Origin of the sequence: Aeromonas dhakensis (assembly GCF_000820305.1) — a bacterium.
GTDB classification, from domain to species: domain Bacteria; phylum Pseudomonadota; class Gammaproteobacteria; order Enterobacterales; family Aeromonadaceae; genus Aeromonas; species Aeromonas dhakensis.
Genome location: NZ_CDBH01000045.1, coordinates 17,439 through 34,430, shown reverse-complemented (window position 1 = coordinate 34,430; position 16,992 = coordinate 17,439). Strand labels below are relative to the sequence as shown.

Sequence of the window (16,992 nt, the reverse complement as noted above, 5' to 3'; positions counted from 1 at the left end):
CACAGTTAAATGAATGACATGAAAAGCAAATTAAAAGGAATGACCCTGCTCTCCCTGCTCAGTCTCGGCGGGTGTGTCACGATGGAAAAAGCGCCCCCGGTACCTACCCTGACGCTGGCCGAGCTTCGCAACGAGATCAATCTGAGCGAGCAGCGCCTGCAAACATCCATGGAACAGCAACAGAAGCAGTATGTGCAGCAACAGCACCTGCTGGTTCAGCTCAACACTGATGTCAACAACATGAAAGAGTCCGTGAATAAAGTCGGCAGCAAGCTGGAACACCTGCCGCCCGAGCCGCCCAAACCCATGGCGATCCCGACCGAGAAGTGCCAGGCCCCGAGCCAGGGTCACACCGTCGACGGCAAGCTGCTGGTCGGCGAGGCGGAGTGGATCTGGGTTGACGCGGCCAACGACGCCTTCCAGGCGCGGGTCGATACCGGTGCCACCACCTCCTCCATCAGCGCCCAGGACATCACCATCTTCGAGCGCAACGGCAAGAACTGGGTACGCTTCTTCCTGAGCCATCAGGAGATGGACGACAAGATCCAGATTGAAGCGCCGCTGGTGCGCCACGTGCGGGTGCGTCAGGCCTCCGCCGACGATCTCGACCGCCGCCCTGTGGTACGCCTCGCCGTACGTATCGGCGACATGACCGAGAAGGCCGAATTTACCCTGAAAGATCGCAGCGACATGGCCTTCCCCGTGCTGCTGGGTCGTGAATTCCTGAAAGACATCGCCGTGGTTGATGTGGCCCGCGAATATATCCAACCAAAACCCAAGCTCAAGGATGTGAAATAATCCATGGTTTCCCGTAAGCCGTTCTATTTGCTGGTTGCCCTGCTGTACATTGTCGGCCTGGGGATGACGTTCTATCACCACATCGCGCTGGACGTACCGCTCACGCCGGGTGAAAAACGCCAGATCTGGTCCATCGAAGCCAAGCTGGAGTTCGAGGCCACCGGCGAGCCGGTGATCGCCTCCCTGGCCATTCCGGGCACCCAGCCCGGTTTCACCCTGATGAACGAGAACGCCGCGAGCCCGGGTTACGGCCTCTCCTTCGTCGAGAAGGATGGCGATGCCCGCGCCGAGTGGTCGATCCGCACCGCCTCCGGCCGTCAGGAGCTCTACTACCGCGTCGACATGATGGCCGATGCCCACGCCAAGCCGGCTGCCAATCCGCAGCCGCCGGCCATCGAGAAGCAGATCGAGAGCGAGCCCTACGCCACCGCCATGCAGCAGATCCTGGAGCGTGCCCAGGAGCGTTCCGCCGACGGCTACACCCTGACTCGCGAGATCATCAAGGAGATCGAGAAGCAGGAGCAGAACGCCGAGCTGCTGAAAAAGCACAAGAGCCGCGCCAACCTGATCGCCGAGCTGCTCAACAACGCCGACGTACCGGCCCGGGTCGTCCATGCCCTGAGCCTGGAAGACGGTCGCCGTCGTCAGGAGCTGGTGGATTACCTGCAGGTGTTCAACAGCCCCACCGACTACAAGCTGTTCAACCCGCAAACCGGTGAACAGGGTCGCCCGGCCAACCTGCTGCTGTGGGAGTACAACTCCGGTGCCCTGCTGGACGTGACCGGTGGCCACAACTCCAAGGTGAGCTTCTCGATGATCGCGCAGGAGCAACCGGTGAGCGTGGCGCTGGCCCAGAAGTTTGAAAAATCGGAGATGATGAACTTCTCCATCCACAGCCTGCCGCTGGAAGAGCAGACCCTGTTCAAGGGCCTGCTGCTGATCCCCATCGGCGTGCTGATGGTGGTGTTCCTGCGGGTCATCGTCGGCATCAAGACCTCGGGTACCTTCATGCCGGTGCTGATCGCGGTCGCCTTCATCCAGACCCAGCTGATCACCGGTCTGGTGGGCTTCCTGCTCATCGTCGGCACGGGTCTGGTGATCCGTTCCTACCTGTCGCGGCTCAACCTGCTGCTGGTCGCCCGAATATCGGCCATCATCATCATGGTGATCTCGATGATCGGCATCTTCTCGGCGTTCGCCTTCAAGCTGGGGCTGACCGACGGCATGAAGATCACCTTCTTCCCGATGATCATCCTCTCCTGGACCATCGAGCGGATGTCCATCCTGTGGGAAGAAGAGGGTCCGAAAGAAGTGTTCCGCCAGGGCGGCGGCTCCCTGCTGGTGGCCATCATCGCCTACCTGGCCATGGACAACGAACTGATCCGCCACCTCACCTTCAACTTCCTCGGTCTGCAGCTGGTGCTGATGGCGACCGTGCTGTTGATGGGTAACTACACCGGCTACAAGCTGAGCGAGCTCAAGCGCTTCAAGCCGCTGGTGGACGAGATGCGCTCCGGTGCCACCCCGGGTAAGGACAAGTAACAGATGTGGTTCTGGGAAAAGTACACCACCCCGTGGAGCCTGTCTCAGTCAGGCATCCTCGGCATGAACAAGCGCAACCACTCCTACATCAGTCGCTACAATCCGCGCAGCCTCTATCCGCTGGTGGATGACAAGCTGCAGACCAAGCGCATCGCGCTGGATGCGGGGGTGACGGTGCCGGAACTGATCGGCACCATCCGTGCCCAGCACGACGTGAGCCGCATCACCGAGCTGGTGAAGGATTGGCCGGGCTTCTGCATCAAGCCGGCGCGCGGCTCCGGCGGCAAGGGGATCCTGGTGATCCTGCGCCAGGAGGACGGCCTCTTCTACAAGCCGAACGGCAGCGCCAGCAACGGCCAGGATCTGGAGCGTCATGTCTCCAACATCCTGGCGGGGCTCTACTCATTGGGCGGCAAACCCGACGTGGCGCTGGTGGAAGGGCTCATCAACTTCGATGACGTATTCGACGGCTACTCGTTTGAAGGGGTACCCGATTCGCGGGTGATCATCTTCAAGGGCTTCCCGGTGATGGCCATGATGCGCCTCTCCACCGCCGCCTCCGACGGCAAGGCGAACCTGCACCAGGGCGCCGTGGGGGTGGGTCTGTGCCTGCGCACCGGCCGCGCTCTGCGGGCGGTACAGTTTGGCTCACCCATCCGCCACCATCCGGATACCGGCCTCGACCTGTACGATCTCAAGGTGCCCCACTGGGACACCCTGCTGACCCTGGCGGCCTCCTGCTACGAGATGTCGGGCCTTGGCTACATCGGGACCGACATGGTGCTGGACAAGTTCCGTGGCCCCATGCTGCTGGAGCTCAACGCCCGTCCGGGCCTCGCCATCCAGATCGCCAACGGCCGCGGCCTGGTGCCCAACCTCAAGACCATCGAGAAGCTGGGTCAGGTGAAGATGAGCGTGGAGCAGCGGGTCAACTTCGCCAAGGATCACTTCGGTATCTTTGACGAGTAGTCCGGAGCTGGATGACAAAAGCGCGCCAAAGGGCGCGCTTTTTTATGCCTGCCGTTTATCGGCACGCTGCCGGCAACGGCAATCCTGCTGGACAAGGGTTGCTGGCCAACGTTGTGAAACGAGAGTGCCGAATTACGGCCATAAAAAAACCGATGCCTGAGCATCGGTTTTTCATTATCCGGTGTACCGACCCGATTACAGGGAAGCGGCGTTTTCGGACAGGTACTTGGCAACGCCGTCCGGAGAGGCGGTCATGCCCTTTTTGCCTTTTTCCCACTGAGCCGGGCACACTTCGCCGTGCTCTTCGTGGAACTGCAGGGCATCGACCATGCGCAGCATCTCGTCGATGTTGCGGCCCAGCGGCAGATCGTTGACAACCTGGTGACGAACGACACCGTTCTTGTCGATCAGGAAGGAGCCACGGAATGCCACGCCGGCTTCCGGGTGTTCGACGTCATAGGCTTTGCAGATTTCGTGCTTGATGTCGGCAACCAGCGGGTACTTGACCGGGCCGATGCCGCCGTCTTCGATCTTGGTGTTGCGCCAGGCGTTGTGGGAGAACTCGGAATCGATGGAAACACCGATCACTTCCACGCCACGCTTGTTGAACTCTTCCAGACGGTGATCGAAGGCAATCAGCTCGGACGGGCAGACGAAGGTGAAATCGAGCGGATAGAAGAACAGGACGGCTGCCTTGCCCTTGATGTGGGATGCCAGGTTGAAGGAGTCAACGATCTGGCCATTGCCCAGAACGGCAGCAGCGGTGAAATCGGGTGCGGGACGGCCTACCAATACCATATTCAATTCCTCTTTATGTGAAGTGAACAATCCTGTCAGGATTGGGCTACCTAGAGCCAAGTCCGTCTAATTAAAGCGACAAACTATAACCCCGATGGTAGATTAGTTAAATCAAATTAAATAGATAGCATTAATCGGGTTTTCCTATGCAACGTTGGCCCAGCCTGAAACAGCTGCAATATCTGGTCGCTCTCGACGAGCACAAGAACTTCAACCGCGCCGCCAAGGCCTGTCATGTCAGCCAGTCGACCCTGAGTACCGGGATCCAGACCCTGGAGGACATGATGAACCTGCAACTGGTGGAGCGGGACCACAAGAGCTTCATTATGACCCCGGTCGGCATGGAAATCGTCGAGCGGGCTCGCAATTTGCTCTCCGATGCGCGGGATCTGATGGAGCTCGGCCAGCATCAGGGGGGCGTCATGCACGGCACCGTGCGCCTCGGCTGCATTCCCACCATAGCCCCCTTCCTGCTCAGCAAGCTGCTGCAAGAGTGCGGCAAGACCTATCCTGAGCTGGAATTGTTGCTGCGTGAAGACACCACCACCAACCTGCTCAAGCAGCTGGAGCAGGGTCAGCTCGACCTGCTGATCCTGGCGCTGCCGGTAGAGATCGGCGGCTTTCACTGCAAGACGGTCGGCCAGGATCCCTTCCACATGGTGATGCCCGCCAGCATGGCGGCCAGCCTGCACACCCCGTTCGACTACAAGGAGCTGCCCAACCAGAGCATCTTCCTGCTGGAGCGGGAGCACTGCCTCACCGAACACGCGGTGAGCGCCTGCCGGCTGCGGGACAAGAGCAAGATCAACCCGTTTGCCGCCACCAGCCTGCACACCCTGGTGCAGATGGTCGGCGCCGGGCTCGGCACCACCTTCCTGCCGCAGATGGCCATCGATGCGGGCATCCTCGACAACACGGATCTGGTGGCCATCCCGCTGCCGGGGGAGCACCCCTACCGCGAGATCGGGCTGGTGTGGCGCCCCAGCACCACCCGGGTGCAGACCTTCTACAAGCTGGCGGAGCTGCTCGCCCCGCTCATCGACAACAAGGGCTGAAGCTCACTCCCATAAAAAACGCCGGCACATGCCGGCGTTGTTGTCATGGGCGCAAGGCCCTGCTCTGTCAGTGGCTGGCCGGTGGCCCGAAGATGCGGGTGTAGGAGGTCAGGGTCCGTACGCTCACATTCTGCGGATTGCCGTTCTCGTCGTAGAGCCCCAGCGCTCCGCTCTGCTTGTCGTGACCCAGCAGCTGATGGGCACTCAGGTTGCTGAGCGCATCGCTGTCCGCTTTCCACTCCCAGCGCTGGCCCAGGCTCAGGCTGCAGCTCTGCAGCTGGCCGAGGTTGTTGCCGTCCAGGCAGCGGCGGGTATCCTGCGCACTGACGTAACGGCCGTACTGGTCATAGATGAAGGACTGGGCGGCGGAGGTCTCGTCACAGGTCACCGCGCTCAGACCGTGGTTGGCATCCGCGCTCAGGCAGCGGTTGTCAAAGCCCCCCAGCTGCAGGTTGACCGGGCGACCGCCGGTAAACACCGGGTGGTTCCAGTCCACCTTGAAGCTGGTGGAGGCCGTCACCCGTCTGCGCTTGTCGGTATCCTCGAAGCCCTGGAAGGAGACATGGGCCCCCACCACGTAGTAGTGCTTGTAGATGCCGGTGTAGATGGGGCGGATGTTGACCGAGGAGTCGATCTTGAACTCGGTGCTGCCCGTCTCGTCCGGCGCCGCCTTGTAGATGACGTCCAGATTCGGCACGAAGCCCTTGTAGCTGAGCGGCTGGATGCGGTTGTGATCCACGTCGTAACCCATGCCCCAGACGGTGGCCGTCTTGGAGGAGAGCAGGGACTCCGCGGTCGCGTATTGATCGCGCACCCAGCTGAAACTCACCTTCTGGGCGTTCGGCGCCGAGCGTTCAACCCGGTAATCCTGGGTGTTGTAGGCGAGCTGGCGCTGCTGGCTGAACTTGGCCGAGGCCTCCAGCTTGGCCTTGGGCCCATCCTTGTTCACCTCGACCCCGCCGGTGACCCCCACCTCGAAGCCCGAGATCTCGCGATGCTCGTACTTGCTGTTGAGGTTGGTCGGCAGGCTCTTGAGCACCGCCGCCTTGGTGTTGGACGCCTCTATGCTGAAGCGATAATCCTGAGCGATGGCATCGGTGGCATAGTCGCGAGCCCAGCCGTCCAGCAGCAGATAGTCCGCGATATTCTCGCTCCAGCTGAGATCCTCGTTGAGCTGGATGCCGGCACCGGCCGACTCTTCGTCCAGCGAGATCCGCACTATCTTGGCATCCGGCGTGGCGGAGCCGGTGTTGCCAAATTGCAGGGAGCGCTCCAGGTTGACCCGGTAGACCAGCGAGATGTTCGGCGAATCGCAGAACAGCCGATCACCCCGGCTCCAGGTGCGCGAGCGCGGGAAGGTGCACTCGGCATCGCTGATCTTGCGGTTGACGTTGAGGTAGAAAGCCACGTGGGGCAGACCGGCCTCGGCGGCAGGCGGCTGGGTCAGCGAGCGCTTGTGGCGCTTGCCCTGCCCTTCCAGGCTGTCGACCCGCTCCATCACCTGATAGAGGGCCGGGTCATCGACGCCCCCCAGCGGGGTGAACAGCAACTCCCCCTTGTAGCCGGACACCAGCACCCAGTCAGCATCAAAAGAGATGCCGGCCAGCTGCTCCATGGCCTTTCTGGCCTGCTGCCGCTCGGCCTTGTCGGTGACGGCGCTGAAATCGATGAACAGGCGCTCGCCCCGTTCCAGCACCCGCTCGCGCAGCTGATCCCGGGTCATCAGCGACGTCGCCCCCTGCCCCTTCAGCCAGACGTCGGCATTGAGGTAAATCAGCCCCTGTTCGGATTGCAGACTGGCCAGCATGGCGGTGCCCTGGTCGGTGCGCTCGCCAATATCTTCGGCCTGCACGCTGCCTGCCAACAAGGCCAGCGCGAGCAGACTGAGAGCGGGAGCTTGCGTGATGAATTTGCGTGGTTTTTTGTTTTTCATTGTTATCTCCTTGTCGAATCACGCCAAGCTATTTAAACAGCGAACAAATATGGCATAGCCATATTATTCACGGTTATATTTCGGGGCGTTATTCTGCTTGTCTGTCATGACATTCATTATTTTCGCCGTGAATTAACAGCGGGTGGCGAAGGTATTTATGGTTGACAGAACAAGGATCGCGAGGCGATCTAAGGTGGACGATTCGGCATGCGCCGATGCTATTACACGGGAGTCGCGACCTAATGGCGATCTTCCCTCAAGGACGCCTGACTGCGCCTTGAACCTCGCATGGTACCCATTGGCTTTAACGTCGCGCTCATCGGCCTGAACGATGGCACAACAGCCAGATGCCGCAGGCATCCTGGTGCGAGGGAACACTCACTGCTATGGACCGGATATCATGGGGCGGCCCTCCTCTGTCTGGTGATATTGTCAGCCAACGCCAGTCATTGACCGAATATTATTATGTGAACCAGTTGCGGGAATATACCCAGAGATATCTTGTTTTTTGCCGTCATATTGACGGTGAAAATGGCGGGGTCCCTTGCCATTTATTTCATGGCGTCATCATAACGAATTAGCCCTGAGACAGAACGTGACACAGATCACGGGGTGACGTCAACAAGGTTAATTATCATTTCATTGTCAGGCTGATTGGAATAACTACTTTAATATTGAAATACTCATTCAAGATAATCAGAAAATATTATTCAAATGAATACAAACAATATTATAAGCCTCTCCATTTGCGCCTCTTTTGAGGTAGCAACAGGTGGTTTCTTGCAAGCAAGGCTATGTTCGAGCCCCAAACCCCGTTTATGATGGAGAGGTTGTCGTCTCGAAGGAGCCCCCATGGATTGCAAGTTGCTGCTGCCCCTGCTGGCCCTGTTGCTGGCTGCCTGTTCCAGCACGCCCGAGCCTGCCCCACCGCGCCAGCAGAGCAGCGCCTTTGAAGGCTTTTATCAGCAGTGGCGCGGCGTCCCCTATCGCATGGGCGGCTCGGATCGGGCCGGTCTCGACTGCTCCGCCTTCACCCAGCTCGCCTACCAGCAGGTGATGGGTTTCAATCTGCCGAGGACCACCGAATCCCAGGCCAACCTGGGCCGACCGGTCGATCGCTACCGGCTGCAGCACGGCGATCTGGTTTTCTTCAAGACCGGCTGGCAGCAATACCACGTCGGCGTCTACACCGGCGGCGGGGAGTTCATACACGCCTCCACCAGCAAGGGGGTGATCCGCTCGCGCCTCGACAACGTCTACTGGAACAGCCGCTACTGGCAGGCGCGCCGCCTCACCCAGTGACAGCAACAACAGAACAGGGCCCACGACGGGCCCTGTTCTGTTGTTGATTCAACGGATGGCTCAGTGCTTGCGGTGCCAGCGCGGCGAGGTAGCCCGCTCCCCCCAGGGGGTGACGCAAGGCAGCAGCGCCCCTTCTATCACCTTGTCGCTGCCGGCCAACGCTTCCGCAATCTTCTCGTGCAGCACCCGCAGCAGACGCCCCTCCTGTTCGGCCAGGGAGTGACCCGCGGCAAAAAATTCGCGCTGATGCTGCAGCGCCAGTTTCTGGGCAAACTCATAGGTGTTGAAGCAATCCGGCATCCGCTCGACCACATCCTCGAGGCGGGCCAACAAGCTGTTCAGTTCCCTGGTCATCGTGCTCTCTCCTTGTCGATTGATAGCCAAAACTACCCCTTATTGGATAATTCACCAACCCTGGATCCACGAAAATGTGGTAGCCAGCACAGTCGCCGGGTGAGTCACCCGTGCACCATGCCAAACCAGCGCACCGAACTTTACATTTGATTAACATGCAGCTAGATTTAGACCGACCAATCAGTCGGTCCATTTATCAGCGGGGTATGCCATGGAAGCGATGCAGTTGCAGGAGGCCGCCGACAAGTTGTCGCTCCCGGCCAGACTGGCCAAACTCAGAGACGCCTGTCAGCAAAATCCCATGCCGAGCCTGAGCGAGCGCAGAGCCCATCTCAGCCAGCTCAAGCGCACCCTGATCGCCCACAAGCAACCGCTGTGCGACGCCCTGGCCAAAGACTATGGCCAGCGCAGCGACTACGACAGCATGATTGCCGACATCCTCCCCTGCGTCATGCAGATCAACTACACCCAGAAACGGATCAAGCGCTGGATGCGCCCGCACCGCCGCCACACCGGCCTGCTGCTGGCGCCGGCCCGGGTGGAGGTGTTCTATCAGCCGCTCGGGGTGGTCGGCATCATAGTGCCCTGGAACTTCCCGGTGATGCTGAGCCTCGGCCCCCTCATCAGCGCCATCGCCGCCGGCAACCGCGCCATGCTGAAGCTCTCCGAATTTACCCCCCACACCAACCGGGTGCTGCGCGAGCTGCTGGATGGCGTCTTCGATGAGCGCGAGGTAATGGTGATTGAAGGCGACGCCCAGGTGGCGGCTGCCTTCAGCGCCCTGCCCTTCGATCACCTGCTGTTTACCGGCTCCACCGCGGTGGGCCGGCTGGTGATGGCCGCGGCGGCCCCCCAGCTCACCCCGCTCACCCTGGAGCTCGGCGGCAAGAGCCCCTGCCTCATCGCCCCCGACATGCCGCTGGCGCTGGCGGTGGAGCGGATGATCTTCGGCAAGAGCCTCAACGCCGGCCAGATCTGCGTCGCCCCCGACTATGTGCTGCTGCCACGCGGTCAGGAGCAGGCCTTTGTCGAAGCCTATCGCGATCACTTCGCCCGTCTCTATCCCCAGGGGCTGGGGAGCCAGGATTACGGCTCCATCATCAATGGCCGCCAGTATGAGCGGCTCACCGGCTGGCTGGCCGAAGCGGAGCGGGCTGGCGCCCAGATCCACCCCTGTGGCAGCCCGGCCCGCGACGATGGCGCCCACCGCCTGCTGCCCCATCTGCTGACCGAAGTGCCGAACCACTGCCAGCTGATGCAACAGGAGATCTTCGGCCCGCTGCTGCCGATCGTGCCCTATGACTCGCTGGACGAGGCGCTCGCCTACATAGCCGCGCGGCCCCGCCCACTCGCCTTCTACTTGATGAGCCTGGATCCCGCCCTGCAGCACAAGGTGATCCGGGAGACCCACTCCGGCGGCATGGCCATCAACGACAGCCTGTTCCAGGTGGCGGCCGATGACGTGCCCTTCGGCGGCATCGGCGCCTCCGGCATGGGCCACTACCACGGCCACGAGGGGTTTCTCACTTTCTCCAAGGCCAAGACCGTGCTGAGCCGGGGGCGCTTCAGCACCGGCACCATGGCGCACCCTCCCTATCGGCGCTGGCACCAGCGGCTGATGATGGCCCTGTTCTTACGTTGACGAGACAAATATGAATACGCCCGTGACCGACAAGCGTCGTCAGATCCTGGATGCCGCCCTTGCCCTCTGTGCCGAAGATGGTTTGCAGGGGGCCGCCACCGCCCGCATCGCCAAGGCGGCCGGGGTGGCCAATGGCACCCTGTTTCACCACTTTCCCAGCAAGGAGGTGCTGATCCAGAGCCTCTATCAGGACATCAAGCAGCGCCTCGGCGCCGCCATCACAGAGGCCGACGCCACCCTGCCCCTCAAGGAGCAGGCGCACCACTACTGGAGCCAGGCGATGGCCTGGATGCAGGCCCACCCCCACGAGCTCAAGTTCGTGCTGGGCTTTTTCCACTCCCCCCTGCTGGCTCGCCCGCTGCGCAGCCAGATCCTGAGCGACACCCTGCGCTTTTTACCTCGCCTGCTGGCCCAGGGCCAGGCCAGCGGCGACTTGATGCAAGCCCCACCGGCTCTGATGCTGGAGGTGTGCCAGGGCCAGTTCCTGGCCTGCGCCTCCCTGTTTGTCGACCAACCTGAACTGGGACGGGACGCTCACTGGCAAGCCAGTGCCTTCGCCCTGTTCTGGTCCGCCATCTCGGGAGCTCACGCGTATGCACAACCGACACCTTGATACCCTGGCGGCGCTGGGCCGCCGGCTCTGGATAACCAGCCTGCTCTGGATCATCGGCCGCACCCTGTGCCGCGCCGCCCGGGTCGACGAGGCGGTGCGCCGGGAGCTGGCCCCTCTGCCGGACGGACTCACCATCCGGCTGGAGGTGGGCGGCATGGCCCAGGGCTTGACCATTCACAAGGCGGCCGGCCGCTGGCAGAGCGGCCCCGCCCCCGATGCTGGCGGGCTGCACCCGCTGCGGGTACGTTTCAAGCATCCCGCCATCGCCTTTCGCGCCCTCAGCTTTCGGCTCGGGGTCAATCAGGCGTTCAGCGAGAACCGCCTGCTGGTGGAGGGGGATCTCACCGTCGCCATGCACCTGGTGCGCGCGCTGGAGCAGTTGCAGGCGCTGATCCTGCCCGCCTTCATCGCCCGCCCCTTGCTGCGCCACTATCCGGACCCGAGCCACAAACTGAGCCGGGCCTGCCACATCTACCTGGGTCTGTTGACCGGCTGAACGAGAGGATGAGCCTATGAGTCGCTATTACGATTTTTTCTGTCCGGTCAAACTGATCGCGGGTGAGCAGGCGCTGGAGCAACTGGCCGGCGAGCTGGCGGGATTGGGGGCGCGCCGGCCGCTGCTGCTCACCGACAAGGGGGTCAGCGGCACCGGTCTGGCTACCTTGCTGGCCGGGGTGCTGGCCGAGGGAGAGCTGCCGGTGGCCGCCATCTGGGACGAGATCCCGGCCGACTCCTCCACCGCCGTGGTGGAGCGGATCGCGGCCCGTCACCGGGAGCTTGGCTGTGACAGCCTGGTGGCGCTGGGGGGCGGCTCAGTCATCGACACCGCCAAGGCTGTCAATATTCTCGCCTCCATGGGGGGGACGCGGCTGCTCGATTACGCCGGCGCCGGCTGCCTGACCCGGCCGCTGCAGCCGCTGGCGGTGGTGCCCACCACGGCGGGCACCGGCTCGGAGGTGACCCTGGTGGCGGTGATCAAGGATGAGGCGAGCGGGCGCAAGGTGCCCTTTACCTCCCCCTTCCTGCTGCCCCAGCTGGCGGTGCTGGATCCACGCCTCACCCAGGGGTTGCCGCTCAACATCACCGCCGCCACCGCCATGGATGCCATGACCCACGCCATCGAGGCCTTCATCGGCACGGCCAAGAACCCGGTCAGCGACGCCCTGGCCCTGATGGCGGTGGAGAAGATCGCCAACGCCCTGCCCCAGGTGCTCAGCAACCCGCAGGACAAGCAGCTGCGGCTGCAGCTGGCGGAGGGCTCCACCCTGGCGGGCATGGCCTTCTCCAACTCCATGGTGGGGCTGGTGCACGCCCTCGGTCACAGCCTGGGGGCCCGCTGCCACCTGCCCCACGGCCTGTGCATGAACCTCTTCCTGCCCACCGTGCTCGACTACAACCGACCGGGCATAGACCCCGAGCTGGCCCGCCTGCTGCTGCCGCTGGTAGGGGCCGAACGCTTTGCCGCGACCCCGGCCGCCGTGCGGCCCCAGGCCGCCATCGAGGCGTTGCAGGCGCTGCGCAAGACCCTGTGGGAGACGGTGAAGCTGCCGCGCACCCTGCGGGAGGCGGGTCTCACCGACAAGGGCCTGCTGCCCGAGATCCGCGATCTCGCCATCAACGACGGCGCCCTGCTCTACAACCGCAAGGATGCCGACCGGGCTCAGCTGCTGGCCCTGCTGGAGCAGGCCTGGGAGTGATCAGGCAGGCGGCCCCGTCTCGCGGGGCCGCCTGTTACCAGCGGATGGTGGCGCCGGCGCCGTAGTTGCCGCCATCTTCGGGCGTCTTCTCACGCCAGATGGACTCCTTGTTGCGGCGCACTGCCTCTTCCCGCTCCTGCTTGCGCTCCCAGACGGGTTTCACCTCGTCCAGCGGCCGCTCCTGTTTCTGCCCCTTGTGATCGGTTACCGAGCACTGCTTGTCGCCGCACTGATAGGCATAGGGTTCGACGGTGCAGCCTGCCGTAGCCAGACAGAGGCCAAGCAGAGAAAGACGAAGAGAGGAAGGCAAGATCATGGGATGCTCCTGTTTGCAGCGGTCAACAAAAGAGGCAGAGTGTCAAACAGGAGGCAAATGGAATCAACCCTGCCAGCAGGCTTGATTGTTACAAGGGGTACACAGTGTGATGTATCAGCAAGCTATTGATACATATCATGTTAATCAGCACGCCGACCTAGGCTCTCACCCCTGATCGTCGCTGAACACCCCGGTGGAGAGGTAGCGATCCCCCCGATCGCAGATGATGGCCACCACCACCCCCTGTTTGATCTCTGCCGCCACCCGCAGGGCGCCAGCCACGGCGCCGCCCGAGCTGACCCCACAGCAGATCCCCTCCTCCCGCGCCAGCCGGCGCATCATGGCGAGGGACTCGTCGAGCGTGACGTCCAGCACCCGGTCGACCCGGGCGGGCTCGAAAATGGCGGGCAGGTAGGCCGCCGGCCAGCGCCGGATGCCGGGGATCTGGCTCCCCTCGGCCGGTTGCAGGCCGATCACCTGCACCACCGGGTTCTGCTCCTTGAGGTAGCGGGAGACCCCCATGATGGTGCCCGTGGTGCCCATGGCCGAGACGAAGTGAGTGACCGCCCCCTCGCTCTGGCGCCAGATCTCGGGGCCGGTGGAGAGGTAATGGGCATCCGGGTTGGCCGGGTTGTTGAACTGATCGAGCACCAGCCCCTCCCCCCGCGCCTGCATGGCCAGAGCGAGGTCGCGCGCCGCCTCCATGCCCCCCTCCACCAGCACCAGCTCGGCGCCATAGGCCTGCATGGCATCGCGCCGCTCCTGGCTCATGGTATTTGGCATGATGAGCCGCATCCGGTAGCCCCGCGCCGCCGCCACCATGGCCAGCGCGATGCCGGTGTTGCCGGAGGTAGCCTCAATGAGCCGGGCCCCAGGCGCTAAGTGACCGCTCGCCTCCGCACACTTGATGAGGTTCAGCGCCGGCCTGTCCTTGACCGAGCCGGCCGGGTTGTTGCCCTCCAGCTTGACCAGCAGGGTGACACCGGGGTGGGGATTGATGCGATGCAGCGCCAGCAGGGGGGTATTGCCGATCAACTCTTCCAGCGTGGCAAAAGCCATAATGGGATCCATCCTTCGTGAACTGTTCTATACCTTGGCTAGCGGGTATGTACCCGGCCGGGCTCGCAGTGTAAGCGACCCCGAACAGTTGGCAAAGGGGCGCCGACATGGTCAGATAACCCCATCCCCCGTACCGAGGAGCAAGCATGAGCGAGATCATTCATCAGGCCAACCAGCAGCAATTCATCTGTGTGGTGGATGGCAAGGAGTCCAGGCTGCGTTACCGGCGGCTCGACGCCAAGACCATCGACGCCTACAGCACCTTCGTCCCGCCCGAGCTCAGGGTGCAGGGGATCGCCGATCAGCTGGCGCGCACCTTCTACGACTGGACCCAGGCGGAAGGGCTCACCATAGTACCGAGCTGCAGCTACATCGACGTCTGGTTGCGCCGCAATGCCGGCTGACTCCCAGACGCGTCACCACACGCAAGCGTTCAACCTTCGCCCGGGCGCCCGGGAAACCGACCTGCAGGCACAAACCGAAGTCCTGCTGCGGGCCGATGACCTGCGCATGGATTGCCTCTGGGCTGCCCGTGAACTGGCACTGCCCGACTGGGCGCTGGGGGCCGGTTTTATCCGCAACCTCATCTGGGATCACCTGCACCACAAGGTAGAGCCCACGGCCCTCAACGACATCGACCTTATCTATCTGGATAGCGCCGACCCGGATGGGTTGGCGGAGACCGATCACGAAGCCTGGCTTGCCGTCAGGATGCCGGGCCAGCAGTGGGAGGTACGCAACCAGGCCCGCATGCATCTGCGCCAGCAAGTTCCCCCGTTTACCAGCTCGCTGTCGGCCCTCAGTCACTGGGTGGAGGTGCCCACCTGCATCGGGGTCCGGCTGCTGGCAGACGACTCATTCGAGTGGCTGGCCCCCTACGGCTTTGCCCCCAACTGGTCCCTGCAGGTGGATCCCAACCCGCGCTGCCGCCAGGAGAGCCGGGTCTTTACCGAGCGGGTCAAGGCCAAGGAGTGGCAACGGCTGTGGCCTGACCTGGTGGTGAACTGGCCATAACCTGATTGCAATGTTTCGATAACCTTGGGCACACTAAGGAAAAGCTGTTTGTAACTCAATGGGTTAAATAATGCGCGACTTCTTCTCACTCGAACGCTGGCTACCGGGCCTCGCCGCCCTGCTGCAATACCAGCGGGCCTGGCTGATGCCGGATATGCGCGCTGGATTGTCGGTGGCCGCCGTAGCCCTGCCCGTGGCCATCGCCTATGCGGAGCTGGCCGGAGTGGGGCCGCTGGTCGGCCTCTACTCCTGCATCCTGCCCATGCTGGTGTACGCCCTGTTCGGTACCTCCCGCCAGCTCATCGTCGGGCCGGACGCCGCCACCTGCGCGGTGATCGCCGCCGTGGTGACCCCGCTCGCCGCCGGGGATGCCACCCGCCACTGGCAGCTGGTGATGACCATGACAGCCATGACCGGCTTCTGGTGCCTCATCGCCAGCCGCTTCAAACTGGGGGTGCTGGCGGACTTTCTCTCTCGCCCGATCCTGATGGGGTTGCTCAACGGGGTGGCCATCACCATCATGGTGGGCCAGCTCTCCAAGATCTTCGGCTTCACCTTCAGCGAGCGCTACCTCATCGAGCGGATCGCCGGCGGTGCCAGCTACATCACCCAGACCCATCTGCCCACCCTGGCCATGAGCCTGACCGCCCTGCTCACCCTGCTGCTGGCCAAGCGCTTCAAGCCGACCTGGCCCTCCTCCATGGTGGCCATGGTGGTGACGGCAGGGCTGGTGTGGGCGCTCGATCTCGGCCAGTTCGGCATCGCTACCCTGGGCGCCATCGGCTCCGGCCTGCCCGCCTTCCAGATGCCGGAGTTCCCCCCCGGCCTGATGCGGGAACTGGTGCTGCCGGCGCTCAACCTGGCCATGGTGAGCTTCGTCTCCATGATGCTGACCGCCCGCAGCTTCGCCGCCAAGAACGGCTACGAAATCGATGCGGACAAGGAGTTTCGGGCGCTGGGCATGGCCAACCTGGCGGCGGCAGCCTCCCAGGGCTTTGCCATCAGCGGCGCGGATTCGCGCACCGCGGTCAACGACGCCAACGGCGGCAAGAGCCAGCTGGTCTCCATCATCGCTGCCGCCGTCATCGCCCTGGTCACCTTCTATCTGACGGCGCCGCTGCAATACATCCCCACCGCCGCCCTCGGCGTGGTGCTGGTGATGGCCTCCTTGTCCCTCACCGACTTTCGCGGCCTGTGGGCCCTGCGCAACTCCGACCGCTCCGCCTTCTGGCTGGCGCTCATCACCTTTGTCAGCGTGCTGGCCATGGGGGTCATTCCGGGCATCACCCTCGCGGTGCTGCTGGGGCTGTTCCAGTTCCTGCGCAACGTGATGCGCCCCACCGACCAGCTGCTCGGCATGGACGACGAGGGGGTGGTGCGCACCCTGGGGGACAACGAGCAGGCCAAAGCCATTCCCGGCATCCTGGTCTATCGCTTCAACTCGCCGCTCACCTACTTCAACGCCCCCTACTTCAAGCGGCGGGTGCTGGCGCTGCTGGTGCAGGATCCCCACAGCCCCAAATGCCTGGTGGTGGACGCGGTGGCCTGCTTCACCCACCAGGACATCAGCGTGATGAGCATGCTGGGGGAGCTGCACCGCGACTTGAAACGGCGCGGCATCCACATGGTGATGGCCGGCCGCCACGGCCAGATGAGCCTGTGGCTCAAGCAGGCCGGGATCCGGGTCGGCGACGAGGGGATCATCCTCTGCCCCGACATGTATCAGGCGCTGCGCATGACCCGCTGCTACCGCGAGCCGGTGTTCAAGGACGACGAGGTGGTGGAGAGCACCACCGAGGCCATCCTGTCGCGCTGGCCCCAGGATGAGGCCCTGCCCGATTCGGCGCGCCTCACCCTGCCCAGCGAACAGGAGGCGGGCGCCACCCCTGCCTGACCAAGC

The 16,992-nt window shown here is 63.0% G+C and carries 17 protein-coding genes; 12 read left to right on the top strand and 5 right to left on the bottom strand.

The features are described from left to right. The first annotated feature begins 9 nt into the window (after positions 1 to 9). Genes BN1143_RS11545 through BN1143_RS11535 form a run of 3 tightly spaced genes read left to right on the top strand, consistent with a single transcriptional unit; the run spans position 10 to position 3,309 of the window. Positions 10 to 798 carry an ATP-dependent zinc protease family protein gene (locus BN1143_RS11545; RefSeq protein WP_005299122.1) on the top strand — a complete coding sequence of 263 codons (789 nt, stop codon included), beginning with the start codon at positions 10 to 12 and terminating at the stop codon, positions 796 to 798. 3 nt (positions 799 to 801) lie between these two features. Further along, complete coding sequence (locus BN1143_RS11540; protein ID WP_005299120.1) at positions 802 to 2,340, top strand: inactive transglutaminase family protein; 1,539 nt, start codon at positions 802 to 804, stop codon at positions 2,338 to 2,340. A gap of 3 nt (positions 2,341 to 2,343) precedes the next feature. After that, positions 2,344 to 3,309 carry an alpha-L-glutamate ligase-like protein gene (locus BN1143_RS11535; RefSeq protein ID WP_017781835.1) on the top strand — a complete coding sequence of 322 codons (966 nt, stop codon included), beginning with the start codon at positions 2,344 to 2,346 and terminating at the stop codon, positions 3,307 to 3,309. A gap of 195 nt (positions 3,310 to 3,504) precedes the next feature. Here the strand turns inward: BN1143_RS11535 and BN1143_RS11530 are convergent, their stop codons facing one another. After that, entirely contained in the window at positions 3,505 to 4,107 is a 603-nt protein-coding gene (locus BN1143_RS11530) for a peroxiredoxin C (RefSeq protein ID WP_005299113.1), read from the bottom strand. A 146-nt stretch (positions 4,108 to 4,253) separates the two neighbouring features. Between BN1143_RS11530 and BN1143_RS11525 the strand changes: the two genes are divergently transcribed. After that, positions 4,254 to 5,162 (top strand): hydrogen peroxide-inducible genes activator, encoded by a 909-nt coding sequence (locus BN1143_RS11525; protein WP_005299110.1) that lies wholly within the window; start codon positions 4,254 to 4,256, stop codon positions 5,160 to 5,162. Positions 5,163 to 5,229: 67 nt separating this feature from the next. On the opposite strand, the gene ahh1 is transcribed toward BN1143_RS11525, so the two are convergent. After that, a complete protein-coding gene (ahh1, locus tag BN1143_RS11520) occupies positions 5,230 to 7,095 on the bottom strand; it encodes a hemolysin Ahh1 (protein WP_024942851.1) in 1,866 nt (621 codons plus the stop codon). An 852-nt stretch (positions 7,096 to 7,947) separates the two neighbouring features. Here ahh1 and BN1143_RS11515 point away from each other — a divergent pair. Next, the gene (locus BN1143_RS11515; RefSeq protein WP_005299102.1) at positions 7,948 to 8,397 is read left to right on the top strand and encodes a C40 family peptidase; all 450 of its coding nucleotides are present in this window, start codon (positions 7,948 to 7,950) and stop codon (positions 8,395 to 8,397) included. A 60-nt stretch (positions 8,398 to 8,457) separates the two neighbouring features. Here BN1143_RS11515 and BN1143_RS11510 read toward each other — a convergent pair whose 3' ends face one another. Next, positions 8,458 to 8,751: a hypothetical protein gene (locus tag BN1143_RS11510; RefSeq protein ID WP_005299095.1), complete on the bottom strand. Its 294-nt coding sequence runs from the start codon at positions 8,749 to 8,751 to the stop codon at positions 8,458 to 8,460. A gap of 211 nt (positions 8,752 to 8,962) precedes the next feature. Between BN1143_RS11510 and BN1143_RS11505 the strand changes: the two genes are divergently transcribed. Genes BN1143_RS11505 through BN1143_RS11490 form a run of 4 tightly spaced genes read left to right on the top strand, consistent with a single transcriptional unit; the run spans position 8,963 to position 12,703 of the window. Continuing rightward, positions 8,963 to 10,393 carry a coniferyl aldehyde dehydrogenase gene (locus tag BN1143_RS11505; RefSeq protein WP_042050725.1) on the top strand — a complete coding sequence of 477 codons (1,431 nt, stop codon included), beginning with the start codon at positions 8,963 to 8,965 and terminating at the stop codon, positions 10,391 to 10,393. A 10-nt stretch (positions 10,394 to 10,403) separates the two neighbouring features. Beyond that, positions 10,404 to 11,006 carry a TetR/AcrR family transcriptional regulator gene (locus BN1143_RS11500; protein WP_005299090.1) on the top strand — a complete coding sequence of 201 codons (603 nt, stop codon included), beginning with the start codon at positions 10,404 to 10,406 and terminating at the stop codon, positions 11,004 to 11,006. Next, positions 10,987 to 11,502, top strand: coding sequence for an SCP2 sterol-binding domain-containing protein (locus BN1143_RS11495; protein ID WP_042050724.1), 516 nt, complete (start codon positions 10,987 to 10,989; stop codon positions 11,500 to 11,502). The genes BN1143_RS11500 and BN1143_RS11495 overlap by 20 nt, the downstream gene beginning before the upstream one ends. Before the next feature lie 16 nt (positions 11,503 to 11,518). After that, the gene (locus tag BN1143_RS11490; protein WP_042050723.1) at positions 11,519 to 12,703 is read left to right on the top strand and encodes an iron-containing alcohol dehydrogenase; all 1,185 of its coding nucleotides are present in this window, start codon (positions 11,519 to 11,521) and stop codon (positions 12,701 to 12,703) included. A 34-nt stretch (positions 12,704 to 12,737) separates the two neighbouring features. Here the strand turns inward: BN1143_RS11490 and BN1143_RS11485 are convergent, their stop codons facing one another. Beyond that, positions 12,738 to 13,019: a hypothetical protein gene (locus tag BN1143_RS11485; protein ID WP_021469447.1), complete on the bottom strand. Its 282-nt coding sequence runs from the start codon at positions 13,017 to 13,019 to the stop codon at positions 12,738 to 12,740. Between the two features lie 165 nt (positions 13,020 to 13,184). Beyond that, entirely contained in the window at positions 13,185 to 14,090 is a 906-nt protein-coding gene (gene cysM, locus BN1143_RS11480; protein WP_042050721.1) for a cysteine synthase CysM, read from the bottom strand. A gap of 134 nt (positions 14,091 to 14,224) precedes the next feature. Here cysM and BN1143_RS11475 point away from each other — a divergent pair, with 134 nt between their 5' ends. From BN1143_RS11475 to BN1143_RS11465, 3 genes are all read left to right on the top strand, one after another. After that, positions 14,225 to 14,482, top strand: coding sequence for a GNAT family N-acetyltransferase (locus tag BN1143_RS11475; RefSeq protein ID WP_005299077.1), 258 nt, complete (start codon positions 14,225 to 14,227; stop codon positions 14,480 to 14,482). Beyond that, positions 14,472 to 15,092 carry a nucleotidyltransferase family protein gene (locus tag BN1143_RS11470; protein WP_042050720.1) on the top strand — a complete coding sequence of 207 codons (621 nt, stop codon included), beginning with the start codon at positions 14,472 to 14,474 and terminating at the stop codon, positions 15,090 to 15,092. Before BN1143_RS11475 ends, BN1143_RS11470 begins: the two co-directional genes overlap by 11 nt. A gap of 70 nt (positions 15,093 to 15,162) precedes the next feature. Continuing rightward, complete coding sequence (locus tag BN1143_RS11465; RefSeq protein WP_042050719.1) at positions 15,163 to 16,986, top strand: SulP family inorganic anion transporter; 1,824 nt, start codon at positions 15,163 to 15,165, stop codon at positions 16,984 to 16,986. The last annotated feature ends 6 nt before the right edge of the window (positions 16,987 to 16,992 follow it).